Genomic DNA, 15,059 nt, shown 5'->3' with positions numbered 1-15,059 from the left:
TCGCACACCATGGGAAGCACAGAGGCCGAGGACACCGGGATGGAGATCGAGTCCACGGGTGGCCCTGTGCTGCTACGCGAACCCGCCGAGGGCACGCCCCCGGTGATCACGGACCCGGCCGCACTGGCCGAGGCCTGCGCCAGACTCGCCGCGGGCACCGGCGCGGTCGCCGTCGACACCGAACGCGCGTCCGGCTACCGGTACTGGCCCAAGGCCTACCTCGTGCAGCTGCGCCGCGAGGGTTCCGGCACGGTGCTGATCGACCCGATCGCGCTGGCCGACGACCTCGCCCCGCTGCGCGAAGTCCTCAACTCCCTGGAATGGGTGCTGCACGCCGCCTCCCAGGACCTCCCCTGCCTCGCCGAGCTCGACCTGCGCCCGGCGACGCTGTTCGACACCGAGCTGGCCGGCCGGCTGGCGGGCTACGAACGCGTCGCGCTGGGGACGCTCGTCGAGCTGCTGCTCGGCTACACCCTCGAAAAGGGGCACAGCGCGGCCGACTGGTCGAAGCGGCCGCTGCCGGTCGACTGGCTGAACTACGCCGCCCTCGACGTCGAGCTGCTCATCCAGCTGCGCGAAAAGCTGGAAGCGGAGCTGGGCGCCCAGGGCAAGCTCGAGTGGGCGCGGCAGGAATTCGAAGCCGTCCGCACGGCGCCGCCGCCCGCGCCGCGGGCCGAGCCGTGGCGCCGGACGTCCGGCGTGCACAAGATCCGCAGCCCGCGCGGCCTCGCGGCGGTCCGCGAGCTGTGGCAGGCGCGCGACGAGCTGGCCCGCAAACGCGACCGCGCGCCGAGCCGGATCCTCCCGGACAGCGCGATCATCAACGCCGTCACGGCCGACCCGAAGACGGTCGAGGAGCTGCAGGCGCTGCCCGTGTTCAGCGGGCGGGTCCAGCGGAAGTACACGGGAAACTGGCTGCGGCACCTGCAGGCGGCGAAAGCGCTGCCGGCGAGCGAACTGCCGACACCGTCGCAGTCCACGGACGGCCCGCCACCGGTGAACCGCTGGGCCGACAAGGACCCGGACGCGGCAGCCCGGCTGTCGGCGGCGCGGGCGGCCCTGGCGGCGATCGCGGAGGACCGCCGGCTGCCGGTGGAGAACCTGCTGCTGCCGGACCTGGTCCGCCGCACGTGCTGGCGGCCGCCGGCCGAGACCGACGAGGACTCGGTCGCGGAGGTGCTGCAAGCGGGCGGGGCTCGGCCCTGGCAGGTAGAGCTGACGGTCACGGCGCTGAGCAAAGCCCTGCAGACCACGGCTTCCTGACCCCATGCGCCCCAATGTGGCGTTGGTTGCGTCCAACGCACCGAACGCCACATTGGGTGCGCTGGACGCACCGAACGCCACATTGGGGCGTATGGGAACCGGCTAGTCGGTGAGCGCCGCCAGCAGGGCGTGCGCCTCGGCTCGCAGTTCGTCCGACGGCTCCGGGAGCCCGGCCAGCCGGACCACGCCATCGGCGCCCTCCCGCACGTGGGCCTCGACGTCCAGCGCCGGGTCGTCGCGGCGGATCACCGCGATGCTCTCCACGAGCCCGAACACCAGGTCCGTCCGGATCGCCACCGCCTCCGGCGCGATGCCCGCCGCCGCCACCAAGCTGCCGTACGCCGCCTTCAGTTCCGCGCGCTCGGCGCGGAACCGGGCCAGGTTGGGGGAGCCGACTTCGGGCAGCAGGTACAGCGCGCCCAGGTTGTGGCGGGCGCCGCCGAGGAGGCGGATGTCCGCGTACGCCAGGGCCCACAGCCGGACCGACGTCGCGGACGAGTCCGCGACGAGCCGGGCGGCCAGTGCCAGCGACGGGCGGACCGTCTCGGCCAGCAGCGCCGCGAGGATGTCTTCCTTGGCCGGGAAATGGTAGTAGAGCGACGCCTGGCGCAGCCCCGCGCGTTCGGCGATCGACCGCGTCGTCGTCGCCGCGTAACCGGCTCCGGTGAACAATTCCCCCGCCGCGTCGAGCACCGCCTGGCGCGCGTCCGGCCGGTTCGCCGCCGCCCCGCTCGCCCTCGGCCTGCCGACCCCCGAACCTTTGACCACGGCCGTGATCTTGCCAGGCCGGGGGCCGGGACATCCGCACGGAGGTGCCGTTACACCCGGATGTCGCCGTTGACGGGCTGTCGACGCGGCCGTTAACGGATCGCTAACGCGGCGGAGATCACCGCGTCGCGCTCCCGGCCTAATTTCTGTCAAGCGATCGAAACCAGGTCAGGAGCCCGCATGCCCCCCTCGTCCGACGATCTCGCCGTCTTCGGCTACCGCCAGGAGCTTCGCCGTTCGCTGGGCGGGTTCTCCGCCTTCGCCGCCGGCTTCTCCTTCGTCTCCATCCTCACCACCGTCTTCCAGCTCTTCGGCTTCGGCTACACCTTCGGCGGCCCGCTCTTCTTCTGGACGTGGCCGGTCGTCCTCGCCGGCCAGCTGCTCGTGGCCCTCACCTTCGCCGAACTCGCCGCGCGCTATCCCCTCGCCGGATCCGTGTACCAGTGGGCGAAGCAGCTCAGCAAAGGCTTCCTCGGCTGGCTCGCCGGCTGGATGATGCTGCTCGGCTGCGTCGTCGCCCTCGCGGCCGCCGCGATCGCGCTGCAGATCGTGCTGCCGTCGGTGTGGGACGGCTTCCAGCTCGTCGGCGGCGACCCGTCGGTGACGTCGCCGTCCGGCGCGGCCAACGCCGTGCTGCTCGGCACGCTGCTGCTCGTCTTCACCACCGCGGTGAACGCCGGCGGCGTCCGGTTGATGGCGCGGATCAACGACGTCGGCGTCGCGGCCGAACTGCTCGGCGTCGTGGTGCTCGTGATCGGGCTCGGGCTCTTCGCGGTGCGGGGTCCCCAGGTGGTGCTGCACGACACCCCCGGCACGAGCGCCGGGCTGGGCGGCGTGTTCGCTTCGGCGCTCATGGCGGCGTACGTCCTCTACGGCTTCGACACCGCCGCGTCGGTGGCGGAGGAGACGAAGGACGCGCGAAAGGCGGCGCCGCGGGCGGTGCTGCGCGCCGTGCTGGTGTCCGGGATCGGCGGGCTGGCCGTGGTGGTCACCGCGCTGATGGCCGCGCCGAGCCTGACCGACGGGCAGCTCGCCGGCCACGGCCTGCCGTACGTGATCACCGCCGTCTTCGGCGACACCCTCGGCCGGATCTTCCTCGCCGACGTCGCGGTCGCCGTCGTCGTCTGCACCCTCACCATCCAGACCGGCACGATCCGGCTGATCTTCGCGATGGCCCGCGACGGCGCGCTGCCCGCGTCCGCCCGCCTGGCCGGGGTCAGCCCGCGCACCGGGGCGCCGGTCGCGCCCGCCCTGGTGTCCGGGGCGCTGGCGATCGGGCTGCTGCTGCTCAACGTCGGCAACCCGACGCTGTTCAGCACCGTCACCGGGACGTCGGTGGTGGTCGTCTACCTGGCGTACCTGCTGGTCACGGGACCGCTGCTGATCAAGCGGCTGCGCGGGGAGTTCCCCGCGGAGCCCGGCCGGTTCTCGCTGGGGCGGTGGGGAGTGCCGCTGAACATAGCCGCCGTCCTCTACGGCATCGCCATGATCGTCAACATCGCCTGGCCGCGCGCGGAAATCTACGACCTGTCCGGTTCGGGCTCCCCCTGGATGCTCCTGTTCCCGATAGAGTTCGTCGGCGGCGCACTGGTGGTCGGCTGGCTCTGCCGGCGGCGGCTGCGCCCCGCTCCCGCCCTCGAACCCGCTACCTAGAGAGGACGACCATGAGCACCACCGCGACGACCTACGGCGCCCGGGACCACGCCCGCGCCCAGGCGGGCACCGTCGTCGAAATGATGCCGTCGATCCCGGCGAGCACCTGGCCGTCCGAAGTGCCCGGAGTGGCCGCCGAGGCGCTGACCTGGGCCGAGACCGTCGCCGGTGGCGGGTACACGCACAAGGTGCTGGCCCGCGGCACGCGGCTGCGGCTGACCGACGTCGACGGCGAGGCCTGCGCGCACCTGCTGCTGTTCAACGCCGATGGGCCGTGGGAGCGGCTGAACGTCGCGGACACGGTGAAGGTGCAGTGGAACGCCTACCTCGGCGAGTCGGTGGCGCTGCTGTCGGACCAGGCGCGGGTGCTCGCGACGATCGTCGCGGACACGAGCAAGCGCCACGACGCCCTGTGCGGGACGTCCACTGTGGACGGCAACACCGAGCGCTACGGCAGCGGCGCCCCCGAGGGCCCGTCCCCCGCCGGGCTGCCGCTGTTCACCCTGGCGGCGGCCAAGAACGGGCTGGGGCCGCGTGACCTGCCGCCGAGCCTGTCGTTCTTCCAGGGCGTCCGGGTCGGCACCGACGGCGGCCTGGAGTTCACCGGGTCCGCGGGCGCCGGGAAGAGCGTCGACCTGCGCATCGAGATCCCGTCGATCGTGCTGCTCGCCAACGTCCCCCACCCGGTCGACCCGCGCCCGGGCTACACCGCGGGCAAGCTGGAGGTCCTCGCCTGGCGCGACCGCCCGTCCACCCCGGACAGTCCGGAGTGGACACACACACCCGAAGCACAGCGCGCGTTCGAGAACACCGCCGACTACCTGACCGCCAGGGGGATCGCATGAGCACGGCGTACCAGTCCCAGCTGGAGATCAGCTACGACGTCCCCGCCCGGGCCCCGTTCTCCACGGTGCTGCGCAAGGGCCAGGAGCTGACGATCATCGACCTGGGCGGCAACCAGGCCGTCGACTTCCTCTGCTACGACGCGAACGACACCTCGAAGCGCTACAGCGCGGCGGCGACGATCACGGCGCAGCGGAACATCTTCCTGACCACGGGCAGCGTGCTGCGCACCCAGGAAGGCGCGCCGCTGCTGACGGTCGTCGCCGACACCTGCGGGCGCCACGACACGCTCGGCGGCGCGTGCAGCAAGGAGTCCAACAGCCTCCGCTACGGCCAGCACACGCGGTTCCAGCACGCCTGCGTCGAAAACTTCCTCATCGAAGGCGCGAAGTGGGGGCTGGGCAAGCGCGACCTGGTCAGCAACGTCAACTGGTACATGAACGTGCCGGTCGAGGCGGACGGCACCCTCGGCATCGTCGACGGGATTTCCGCGCCGGGCCTCGAGGTCCGGCTGCGCGCCGAGACCGACGTGCTGGTGCTCGTGTCGAACTGCCCGCAGATCAACAACCCCTGCAACGGCTTCGACCCGACGCCGGTGCGGCTGGTCGTCACCTCCCCCGGAGGCGGCGAGTGAGGCTGCTCGTCGCCAACCGCGGGGAGATCGCGGTCCGGATCCTGCGCAGCGCGAAGGAACTGGGGCTCGAGACCGTCGCGGTGTACTCCGACGCCGATCGCCTCGCCCCGCACGTGCGGCTCGCCGACCGGGCCGTGCGGCTCGGCCCGGCGCCCGCGGCGGAGAGCTACCTGCGGGCCGACGCGATCGTCCGCGCCGCGCTCGACACCAGCTGCGACGCGATCCACCCCGGCTACGGCTTCCTTTCGGAGGACGCGGCGTTCGCGCGGGCGTGCGAAGACGCCAAGATCGCGTTCGCCGGGCCGTCCCCGGAGCACCTGGAGGTGTTCGGCAGCAAGCACACCGCCCGCGAGGCGGCGATCGCGGCGGGCGTGCCGCTGCTGGCCGGCACCGGCCTGCTGTCCGATGTGGACGAAGCACTGGCGCGCGCGGAGAACATCGGCTACCCGGTGATGCTGAAGGCGACCGGCGGCGGGGGCGGGATCGGGATGCGCGCGTGCGCGTCGCCCGCCGAGCTGCGCGCCGCCTGGGAGACCGTGCGCAGCGTCGCGGCCAAGAGCTTCGCCAGCTCCGGCGTCTTCCTGGAACGCCTCGTGAGCCGCGCGCGGCACGTCGAGGTCCAGGTCTTCGGCGACGGCTTCGGCGAGGTGCTCGCCCTGGGCACGCGCGACTGTTCGCTGCAGCGGCGCAACCAGAAGGTCGTCGAGGAGTGCCCGGCGCCGGAGCTGCCCGAAGCCGTCCGGCGGCAGCTGGTCGACTCGGCCGTCGCGCTGTGCTCGTCGGTGCGCTACCGCTCGGCGGGCACCGTCGAATACGTCTACGACCCCGAACGCGGCGAAGCGGCCTTCCTCGAGGTCAACACCCGGTTGCAGGTCGAGCACCCGGTCACCGAAGCGGTCTACGGCGTCGACCTGGTCGCCTGGATGCTGCGGCTCGCGCAGGGCGACCGCGCGATGTTCCGCGCGGTGCCGGTCGCGCGCGGCCACGCCGTCGAAGCGCGGGTGTACGCCGAAGACCCGAGCGCCGGGCACCGGCCGAGCGCGGGCCTCGTCACGCGGGTCACGCTGCCCGGCGACGCCCGCGTCGACACCTGGGTCGAGCCGGGCACCATCGTCACCACCCATTACGACCCGTTGCTGGCCAAGGTGATCTGCACCGGCACCGACCGCGCCGACGCGCTGGACAACCTGCGGGCGGCGCTCGCGGCCACCCGGGTCGACGGTGTGCGGACCAACCTCGGGCAGCTGCGGGCGGCGGCCGCCGACCCCGCGTTCGGCGCCGCGGCGCACGACACGTCGACCCTGGACGACGTCGAGGACGCGGAACCGCGGATCGACGTGGTGCGCGGCGGGACGATGACGACCGTGCAGGACTGGCCGGGCCGCACCGGCTTCTGGCACGTCGGGGTGCCGCCGAGCGGGCCGATGGACGACCTCTCGCTGCGGCTGGGCAACCTCGCCCTCGGCAACCCCGAAGGCGCGCCCGGTCTCGAGTGCACTGTGGACGGCGTCACGCTGCGGTTCTCGCACGCCACCGAGGTGTGCGTCACCGGTGCGCCCACCACCGTATCGGTCGACGGCACCGAGGTTCCGTTGTGGACGCCGTTCGCCGTACCGGCGGGCGCGACGCTGCACGTCGGCGCGTGCACGGCCGGGCTCCGCGACTACGTCCTGGTGCGCGGCGGCGTCGACGTTCCCGGGTTCCTCGGCAGCGCGGCGACGTTCACGCTGGGCCGGTTCGGCGGCCACGGCGGCCGCGCGCTGGCCGCGGGCGACGTCCTGCACCCCGGGCCGGCGCCCGCGGACCCGGTCGTCGGGCCGGTCCCGGAAGCCGACCGGCCGGCCTTCGCCGCCCACTGGACCGTCGGCGCCCTCGAAGGGCCGCACGCGGCGCCGGAGTTCTTCACGCCCGAAGACGTCGACACGTTCTACGCCACCGGCTGGCAGGTGCACTTCAACTCGGCGCGCACCGGGGTCCGGCTGGTCGGGCCGCGGCCCGGATGGGCCCGCGCGGACGGCGGCGAGGCGGGGCTGCACCCGTCGAACATCCACGACACGCCCTACGCGATCGGCGCCGTCGACTACACCGGCGACCTGCCGATCCTGCTCGGCCCGGACGGGCCAAGCCTGGGCGGGTTCGTCTGCCCGGCGACGGTCGCCACCGGCGAGCGGTGGAAGCTCGGCCAGCTGCGGCCGGGCGACACCGTGCGCTTCGTGCCGATCGGCACCGACCACGCGGCGGCGCTGCGGCGGAGTCCCGCCTCGGCGGTGACGGCCACGAGAAGCGCCCGGCACGATGGCGGCGTCCTGGCCCGGCTGTCCTCTTCGGACGAAGAGCCGTCCGTCACCTACCGCCGCAGCGGGGACGACAACCTGCTCGTCGAGTACGGCGAGATGAAGCTCGACCTGGCGCTGCGGATGCGGGTGCACGCGCTCGGGGAAAGACTGGCGGCCGAGGGCGTGCCGGGGATCGTCGACCTGACGCCGGGCATCCGGTCGCTGCAGGTGCACGTCGACCCGGACGCGCTGCCGGTCGGCAAGGCGCTCGGGCTGGTGCGCGAGCTGGAGCGGGACCTGCCGCCGACGCACGACCTCGTGGTGCCGAGCCGCAGCGTCCGGCTGCCGCTGTCGTGGGACGACCCGGCCACGCGCGAGGCGATCGAACGGTACATGACCGGCGTGCGCGACGACGCGCCGTGGTGCCCGTGGAACATCGAGTTCATCCGGCGCGTCAACGGTCTGTCCAGTGTGGACGACGTCTACCGGACGGTGTTCGACGCGGAGTACCTCGTCCTCGGGCTCGGTGACGTCTACCTCGGCGCGCCGGTGGCGACGCCGCTGGACCCGCGGCACCGCCTGGTCACGACGAAGTACAACCCGGCGCGGACCTGGACGGCCGAGAACTCCGTCGGGATCGGCGGCGCCTACCTCTGCATCTACGGCATGGAAGGACCGGGCGGGTACCAGTTCGTCGGGCGGACCGTGCAGGTGTGGAACAGCTGGCGGCCGCACGCGGTGGACCAGCCGTGGCTGCTGCGGTTCTTCGACCGGATCTCCTGGTACCCGGTGTCCGCGGACGAACTGCTGGAGCTGCGGGCGCAGAGCACGTCCGGGAAGCTGGCGCTCGACATCACCGATGGCTCCTTCGCGCTGGCCGACTACCAGAAGTTCCTGGCGGACAACGCCGAGAGCATCGCCGCGTTCCGGGCGACGCAGTCGTCGGCGTTCGAGGCGGAACGGCAGGCGTGGGAAGCGGCCGGCGAGTTCGACCCGAAGCCGGAGCCGGTCACCCGGCCCCCGGCGCGGGTCGAGGCGCCCCCGGGCGGGCACGTCGTGGAGGCGCCGTTCGCGGCGACGGTGTGGCGGGTGGACGTCACGGCGGGCGAGCGCGTCGAGAGCACGCAGTCGCTGGTGACCCTGGAAGCGATGAAGACGGAGGCGCGGATCCCCGCGCCGGCCGGCGGTGAGGTGGTCGAAGTGCTCGTGTCCCCCGGTGACCAGGTGGCGGCCGGAACTCCGCTGGTGGTGCTGCGATGACCGCCGACGCATTCCCTCCCGCGGAGGCGGCATCAAACACCGTCCTCGAGCGCGTGCGGGCCGCCTATCGGCGCATCGAGCAGGTGGACCGGCCCGAGATCTGGATCGACCTCCGGCCCGAAGCCGACGTCCTGGCCGAGGCCGCCGCGTTGGAAGAACGCGGGCTGCCGCTCTTCGGCAAGCTCGTGGCGGTGAAGGGCAACATCGACGTCGCGGGGTTGCCGACGACGGCGGGTTGCCCGGCGTACGCGTACAAGCCGGAGGCCGACGCGCCGGTCGTGGCGCGGCTGCGGGCGGCCGGGGCGCTGGTGCTCGGCACGACCAACCTGGACCAGTTCGCGACCGGGCTGGTCGGGACGCGCAGCCCGTACGGCGCGGTGCGCAACGCGGTCGACCCGGCGTACGTGTCGGGCGGATCCAGTTCCGGTTCGGCGGTGGCCGTCGCCTTGGGGATCGTGGATCTGGCGCTGGGCACCGACACCGCGGGGTCGGGCCGGGTGCCGGCGGCGTTCAACGGGATCGTCGGGCTCAAGCCGACCCCGGGCCTGCTGTCCACCGACGGCGTCGTGCCCGCGTGCGCGAGCATCGACTGCGTCTCGCTGTTCGCGCGGACGGTCGAGGAAGCGTCGTTCGCCCTGACCTGCCTGGCCGAGTCCGCGCAGGTCCACACGGGACGGTTCCGGCTCGGCGTGCCGTCCCCTGACCAGCTGGGCCCGCTGGCTCCCGGCTGGGCCGAAGCGTTCGCCGCGGCGGTCGCGGACTACGCCGCGGCGGGGGCCGAAGTGACCACTGTGGACGTTTCCGCGTACCTGGAGGCGGCCCAGCTGTTGTACGGCGGCGCGTTCGTCGCCGAGCGGTACACCGCGGTCGGCGAGTTCCTGGAGACACACGCGGACGACTGCGACCCGGTGGTGCACGGCATCATCACCGCGGCCAGGGACATCCGGGCCCACCGGCTGTTCGCCGACCAGGCGACCCTGGCGGGGCTGCGGGCCGAGGCGCTGGCCGCGCTGGCCGGCGTCGACGCGCTGCTGTTCCCGACGACGACCGAGCACCCGACCCTGGCCGAGGTGGCCGCCGACCCGGTCGCGGTCAACGCGCGGCTGGGCCGGTTCACCAACTCGACCAACCTGTTCGGGCTGTCGGCCCTCTCCGTCCCGGCGGGCACGGTGGCCGGGCGCCCGTTCGGCGTGATGCTGGTCGGCGCCCCGCACGACGACCTCAAACTGGCCGCGCTCGCCGCCCTGCGGACCGAGCGGATCCCGATCGTCGCGGTCGGCGCCCACCTGCGGGGCCAGCCGCTCAACCACGAACTGACGTCCCGGGGCGGCCGGTTCGTGTCTTCGGTCTCGACCGCGGCCTCGTACCGGTTGTACGCGTTGGACACGGTGCCGCCGAAGCCGGGGCTGGTGCGGGTCGCCGCCGGTGGCGTGTCGATCGCCGCGGAGGTGTGGGAGCTGCCGTCGAAGGGCTTCGGCGAGTTCGTGTCCCGGATCCCGGCCCCGCTGGCGATCGGGAAGGTGGAACTGGCCGACGGCACCCGGGTGTCCGGCTTCCTCTGCGAGCCGGCGGCGACGGAGGGCGCGGAGGACATTTCGGCGAAGGGTGGCTGGCTGGCGCACCTCGGCGCGCGGTGAGCCGGGAGCACGCCGGGTCCCCGGATTCACCCCGATGGCGCACGACTCCGGCGCGTTCGCCGAGTTGCGTAACGATCGGCTGAGGATCTGGACGTCCGGCCGGTAACGAACCTCAAACCGCGTCCCGCACCGGCCGATGTTCCCGGTAGCGATCCCCTCCGGAGGCAGCCATGACGACGGCCACCACATCCCCGCAGACCACGCTCGTCCACTCCTACCTGTTCCTGCGGCGCGCCATCGGGCTGATCGGGCTCGCGCTGCCGTTCGTCCTGATCCTCGGCAAGCAACTCGTCCAGGGCGGCGACCTGATCGGCTCGCTCAGCGGCTATTACTACACCGACCTGCGCGACGTCCTGGTCGGCGCGATGTGCGCCGCCGGGGTCTTCCTGCTCGCCTACTACGGCCACGACTACGTCGACAACATCGCGAGCACCGTCGCCGGGGTGGGCGCGATCGGGCTCGCGCTCTTCCCCACCACTCCCGATCACGACGTATCGGCCTGGGACCGGACGTCCGGGGTCCTGCACCTCGCCTTCGCGGCCGTGTTCTTCCTCTCCCTCGCCTACTTCTGCCTGCGGCTGTTCCCGCACGACGGCGAGCAGCCCCCGGGCACGAGCGTCGTCTACCGCGTCTGCGGCGGCGCGATCCTCGCCTGCCTGGTGCTCATCGCGCTGACGAGCTACCTCCGGCTCGTGCCCGAGCTGCACCCGGCGCTGTGGCTGGAGGCCATCGCCGTGGAGGCGTTCGGCGCCGCCTGGCTCGTGAAGGGACGGACGATGGAGCCCAAGAATGTGCCGTAGCCCACTCCACCGGGCCACACCACTAGTTACCCACGGGTAACAAGGGCTATCGTGCGGTCAACAACGTCTACTTGATGGAGCATTCGTGGCCGCACCAGCAACGCCGCTCGCGCCGACCGCGCGGGGCGTGCGCAATGTCGCCTTCGTCGAGGGGGTCCGCACCCCCTTCGGCAAGGCCGGCGACAAGGGCATGTACGCCGGGACCCGGGCCGACGACCTGGTCGTCAACGCCATCCGCGAGCTGCTGCGGCGGCACCCCGAACTGCCGCCCGAGCGCGTCGACGAGGTGGCCATCGCCGCCACCACGCAGACCGGCGACCAGGGCCTGACCATCGGCCGCACGGCCGCGCTGCTGGCCGGGCTGCCGAAGTCGGTGCCCGGCTTCGCCATCGACCGGATGTGCGCCGGCGCCATGACGGCCGTCACGACCGCCGCGTCCGGCATCGGCTTCGGCGCTTACGACATCGCCATCGCCGGCGGCGTCGAGCACATGGGCCGCCACCCGATGGGCGAGGGCGTCGACCCGAACCCGCGGATCATCGCCGACAAGCTCGTCGACCCCACCGCCCTGGTGATGGGCCAGACCGCGGAGAACCTGCACGACCGGTTCCCGGCGATCACCAAGCTGCGCACCGACACCTTCGCCGCGCGCAGCCAGGAGAAGTACGCCGAGGCCGTCAAGACCGGCAAGATCGGCCCCGAACTGGTTCCCGTCGCCACCCGCAGCGCCGAACTGGGCTGGGGCCTGGCCACCGAGGACGAGCCGCCGCGGCCGGGCACGACGGTCGAGCAGCTCGCCGGGCTGAAGACGCCGTTCCGCCCGTTCGGCCGGATCACCGCGGGCAACGCGGCCGGCCTCAACGACGGCGCGACCGCGTCGATCCTGGCCGACGAAGAGACCGCCCGCGAACTGGGCCTGCCGGTCGCCATGCGGCTGGTCGGCTACTCCTTCGCCGGCGTCGAGCCCGAGGTCATGGGCATCGGCCCGGTGCCGGCCACCGAGAAGCTGTTCAAGCGCACCGGCCTGTCGATCGACGACATCGGCCTGTTCGAGATCAACGAGGCCTTCGCCGTGCAGGTGCTGGCCTTCCTCGACCACTTCGGCATCGCCGACGACGACCCGCGCGTGAACCAGTGGGGTGGCGCGATCGCCTGCGGCCACCCGCTGGCCTCGTCCGGCGTCCGGCTCATGACGCAGCTCGCGCGCCAGTTCGCCGAGCGGCCCGACGTGCAGTACGGCATGACCACGATGTGCATCGGCATCGGCATGGGCGGCACCGTGATCTGGGAGAACCCGGCCTACAACGGTCTCCAGGGGGCGAAGTAATGACTTTCACCGCTGAAGAAGCGAAGGCCGCGTTCCCGGACGAGGTCGTCACGGTCGCTGTCACGCGCCTGGTCAAGGTGCCCGGGCTCGACAAGCCCGTCGCGCTGGTCACGCTCGACAACGGCCACGACCACACCCGGCCGAACACCTTCGGCCCGCAGGGGCTCGTTTCCCTGAACGCCGCGCTGGACGAGGCCTTCGCCGCCGAGCCGGCCGCGATCGCCGTCACCGGCAAGCCGTTCATCTTCGCCGTCGGCGCGGACCTCTCGGGCGTCGAATCCGTGAGCGACCCGAAGCTGGCGCGCGAGATCGCCCAGACCGGGCACGACGTCTTCCGCCGCCTCACCGAGACGAAGATTCCGACGTTCGGGTTCATCAACGGCGCGGTCATGGGCGGCGGGCTCGAACTCGCCCTGTCCTGCCACTACCGGACGCTGTCGGAGAACACCGCCGCCATCGCGTTCCCCGAGGTCTTCCTCGGCCTGTTCCCGGGCTGGGGCGGCACGCAGCTGCTGCCGAACCTCATCGGCCCGGACGCCGCCGTCACGGTGATCATCGAGAACGCCCTGGCGCAGAACAAGATGCTCAACGTCAAGAAGACGGCGGAGCTGGGCATCGTCGACGCCGTCTTCGGCTCGGCGGACTACCTCGAGCAGTCGCTGCTGTGGCTGGCGAAGGTCGTCAACGGCGAGATCACCCCGGAGCGCCGCGAAATCAACCGCGGTTCCGAGTGGGACGCCGCGATCGCGCGCGCCAAGTCCATTGTGGACGGGCGGACGCACGGCGCGTCGCCGGGCGCGACCAAGGCCGTCGAGCTGCTGGAGCTGGCTCGCGAGAACGACCTCGATCGCGGCTACGCGGCCGAGACCGACGGCCTCGCCGAGCTGCTCATGTCCGACGTCCTGCGCGCCGGGCTGTACTCGTTCAACCTGGTCAACAAGCGCGCCAAGCGCCCGGCCGGCGCGCCGGACAAGTCCTTGGCCCGCAAGGTGAACAAGGTCGGCATCGTCGGCGCCGGCCTGATGGCCAGCCAGCTCGCGCTGCTGTTCGTGCGCCGCCTCAAGGTGCCGGTCGTGCTGACCGACGTCGACCAGGAGCGCGTCGACAAGGGCGTCGGCTACGTCCACGCCGAGATCGACAAGCTGCTGAGCAAGAAGCGCGTCTCCCCGGACGGCGCGAACCGGCTCAAGGCGCTGGTTTCGGGCTCGCTCGACAAGGCCGCGTTCTCCGACGCCGACTTCGTCATCGAAGCCGTCTTCGAGGAGCTGGGCGTCAAACAGCAGGTGTTCGCCGAGCTGGAGCAGCACGTCAAGCCCGAGGCGATCCTCGCGACGAACACCTCGTCGCTGTCCATCACCGCGATGGCGTCGAAGCTGCAGCACCCCGAGCGGGTCGTCGGATTCCACTTCTTCAACCCGGTCGCCGTGCTGCCGCTGCTGGAGATCGTCCGCGGCGAGAAGACCGACGACGCTTCGCTCGCGACGGCGTTCTCGGTCGGCAAGCAGCTGAAGAAGTCCAGTGTGCTGGTCAAGGACGCTTCGGCGTTCGTGGTCAACCGGCTGCTGCTGCGCTTCCTCGGCGAGGTGCTCGTCACCGTCGACGAGGGCACGCCGTTCGAGGTCGCCGACCGGGCGCTCGAACCCCTCGGCCTGCCGATGACGCCGCTGACGCTGATGCAGCTCGTCGGCCCGGCCATCGCGCTGCACGTCGGCGAGACGCTGCACGAGGCGTTCCCGGACCGGTTCACCGTGTCCGAGAACCTCGCGAAGTTCGTCAAGGCGGGCAAGAAGGGCGTGTGGGTTTGGGACTCCCAGGGGAACCAGTCCGCCGACCCCGAGGTCGTCGAGCTGTGGACGCGGGGTGACAAGCCGTCCACTTCGGAGCAGGTACGGGAGCGCGCGCTCGCGGCCATCGCCGAAGAGATCCGGATCATGCTCGACGAGGGCGTGGTCGCCGAGGCGCAGGACATCGACCTGTGCCTGATCCTCGGCGCCGGCTGGCCGTTCTGGAACGGCGGCATCACGCCGTACCTGGACCGCTCCGGCGTCTCCGAGCGGGTCAACGGCAAGCCGTTCCTCGCCCCGGGCGTCGCCTCGGTCCCGGCTTCCTAGTATTCGCCCTCGCGAGGGCACTTCGGCGGCGGCGCGGTGAGTTTCAGCTGCGCCGCCGTCGCGTCGGAGTCGATCACCGTCACCCGCTCGGCGGCCCGGTAGCGGGCGTGCAGCTCCCGCGCCCACGCCTTCAGGTCGGTGCCGGGGACGGCGAGCAGGGACACCGACGGCGGGTCCACGAACACCCGCCGGGCCTTCGGGTCGTCGCGGAAGGACGGCAGCGCGGCCCGCATGTCCTCTTCGGACGAATAGGTCACGACGACCGCCGCACACAGCGTGTGCCCGGCCAGCGGCGCGGGGTTCGTGTCCACCGGCAGCTCGGGCGGCCGGACGAGCGCGGCGATGAAGAACGCGAGCCCGACGCCCGCGGCCAGTGCCAGCGCGATCACCGGCGGCAACACCCGGGTCAGGGGTTTCTCCTCCACACCGAAGATCACAGCACAGTTGGCCGCCGGGACACCGCCCGTTCACCCCGGCGGCTTAGCGT

11 protein-coding genes are annotated in these 15,059 nt (G+C 72.3%); 9 read left to right on the top strand and 2 right to left on the bottom strand.

The genetic code is table 11. From position 1 onward, the window contains the following. Window positions 1-39 precede the first annotated feature (39 nt). On the top strand, window positions 40-1,263 hold the full coding sequence (locus AB0M82_RS38120; protein ID WP_364733000.1) for a ribonuclease D: 1,224 nt from the start codon (window positions 40-42) through the stop codon (window positions 1,261-1,263). Between the two features lie 102 nt (window positions 1,264-1,365). Here the strand turns inward: AB0M82_RS38120 and AB0M82_RS38115 are convergent, their stop codons facing one another. After that, the gene (locus AB0M82_RS38115; RefSeq protein WP_364732922.1) at window positions 1,366-2,031 is read right to left on the bottom strand and encodes a helix-turn-helix domain-containing protein; all 666 of its coding nucleotides are present in this window, start codon (window positions 2,029-2,031) and stop codon (window positions 1,366-1,368) included. Window positions 2,032-2,211: 180 nt separating this feature from the next. Between AB0M82_RS38115 and AB0M82_RS38110 the strand changes: the two genes are divergently transcribed. The 8 genes from AB0M82_RS38110 to AB0M82_RS38075 all read left to right on the top strand — a co-directional run bounded on the left by AB0M82_RS38110 (window position 2,212) and on the right by AB0M82_RS38075 (window position 14,572). Beyond that, window positions 2,212-3,684 (top strand): amino acid permease, encoded by a 1,473-nt coding sequence (locus AB0M82_RS38110; RefSeq protein ID WP_364732919.1) that lies wholly within the window; start codon window positions 2,212-2,214, stop codon window positions 3,682-3,684. An 11-nt stretch (window positions 3,685-3,695) separates the two neighbouring features. Beyond that, window positions 3,696-4,529, top strand: coding sequence for an urea amidolyase associated protein UAAP1 (locus AB0M82_RS38105; protein ID WP_364732916.1), 834 nt, complete (start codon window positions 3,696-3,698; stop codon window positions 4,527-4,529). Further along, window positions 4,526-5,161, top strand: coding sequence for an urea amidolyase associated protein UAAP2 (locus tag AB0M82_RS38100; protein ID WP_364732914.1), 636 nt, complete (start codon window positions 4,526-4,528; stop codon window positions 5,159-5,161). The genes AB0M82_RS38105 and AB0M82_RS38100 overlap by 4 nt, the downstream gene beginning before the upstream one ends. Then, window positions 5,158-8,697: an urea carboxylase gene (gene uca / locus AB0M82_RS38095; RefSeq protein ID WP_364732911.1), complete on the top strand. Its 3,540-nt coding sequence runs from the start codon at window positions 5,158-5,160 to the stop codon at window positions 8,695-8,697. Before AB0M82_RS38100 ends, uca begins: the two co-directional genes overlap by 4 nt. Continuing rightward, window positions 8,694-10,334: an allophanate hydrolase gene (locus tag AB0M82_RS38090; protein ID WP_364732908.1), complete on the top strand. Its 1,641-nt coding sequence runs from the start codon at window positions 8,694-8,696 to the stop codon at window positions 10,332-10,334. The genes uca and AB0M82_RS38090 overlap by 4 nt, the downstream gene beginning before the upstream one ends. Window positions 10,335-10,504: 170 nt before the next feature. Beyond that, window positions 10,505-11,134, top strand: coding sequence for a DUF998 domain-containing protein (locus AB0M82_RS38085; protein WP_364732905.1), 630 nt, complete (start codon window positions 10,505-10,507; stop codon window positions 11,132-11,134). Window positions 11,135-11,261: 127 nt separating this feature from the next. Then, window positions 11,262-12,461: a thiolase family protein gene (locus AB0M82_RS38080; RefSeq protein WP_364732997.1), complete on the top strand. Its 1,200-nt coding sequence runs from the start codon at window positions 11,262-11,264 to the stop codon at window positions 12,459-12,461. After that, the gene (locus tag AB0M82_RS38075) at window positions 12,461-14,572 is read left to right on the top strand and encodes a 3-hydroxyacyl-CoA dehydrogenase NAD-binding domain-containing protein (protein WP_364732902.1); all 2,112 of its coding nucleotides are present in this window, start codon (window positions 12,461-12,463) and stop codon (window positions 14,570-14,572) included. The genes AB0M82_RS38080 and AB0M82_RS38075 overlap by 1 nt, the downstream gene beginning before the upstream one ends. On the opposite strand, the gene AB0M82_RS38070 is transcribed toward AB0M82_RS38075, so the two are convergent. Beyond that, the gene (locus tag AB0M82_RS38070; RefSeq protein ID WP_364732899.1) at window positions 14,569-14,997 is read right to left on the bottom strand and encodes a hypothetical protein; all 429 of its coding nucleotides are present in this window, start codon (window positions 14,995-14,997) and stop codon (window positions 14,569-14,571) included. The genes AB0M82_RS38075 and AB0M82_RS38070 overlap by 4 nt on opposite strands. Window positions 14,998-15,059 lie beyond the last annotated feature (62 nt).

The sequence above is a fragment of the Amycolatopsis sp. NPDC051128 genome (assembly GCF_040682715.1).
In the GTDB taxonomy this organism is placed as follows: domain Bacteria; phylum Actinomycetota; class Actinomycetes; order Mycobacteriales; family Pseudonocardiaceae; genus Amycolatopsis.
The sequence above is the reverse complement of the archived record's forward strand: the minus strand, read 5'-3'. Positions and strand labels throughout refer to the sequence as shown.

What these genes read in the sequence shown, in the direction of transcription:
- AB0M82_RS38110 (WP_364732919.1), top strand. Translation starts at nt 2,212, where the DNA reads ATGCCCCCCTCGTCCGACGATCTCGCCGTCTTCGGCTACCGCCAGGAG.
- AB0M82_RS38090 (WP_364732908.1), top strand. Translation starts at nt 8,694, where the DNA reads ATGACCGCCGACGCATTCCCTCCCGCGGAGGCGGCATCAAACACCGTC.
- AB0M82_RS38085 (WP_364732905.1), top strand. Translation starts at nt 10,505, where the DNA reads ATGACGACGGCCACCACATCCCCGCAGACCACGCTCGTCCACTCCTAC.
- AB0M82_RS38120 (WP_364733000.1), top strand. Translation starts at nt 40, where the DNA reads ATGGAGATCGAGTCCACGGGTGGCCCTGTGCTGCTACGCGAACCCGCC.
- AB0M82_RS38075 (WP_364732902.1), top strand. Translation starts at nt 12,461, where the DNA reads ATGACTTTCACCGCTGAAGAAGCGAAGGCCGCGTTCCCGGACGAGGTC.
- AB0M82_RS38105 (WP_364732916.1), top strand. Translation starts at nt 3,696, where the DNA reads ATGAGCACCACCGCGACGACCTACGGCGCCCGGGACCACGCCCGCGCC.
- AB0M82_RS38100 (WP_364732914.1), top strand. Translation starts at nt 4,526, where the DNA reads ATGAGCACGGCGTACCAGTCCCAGCTGGAGATCAGCTACGACGTCCCC.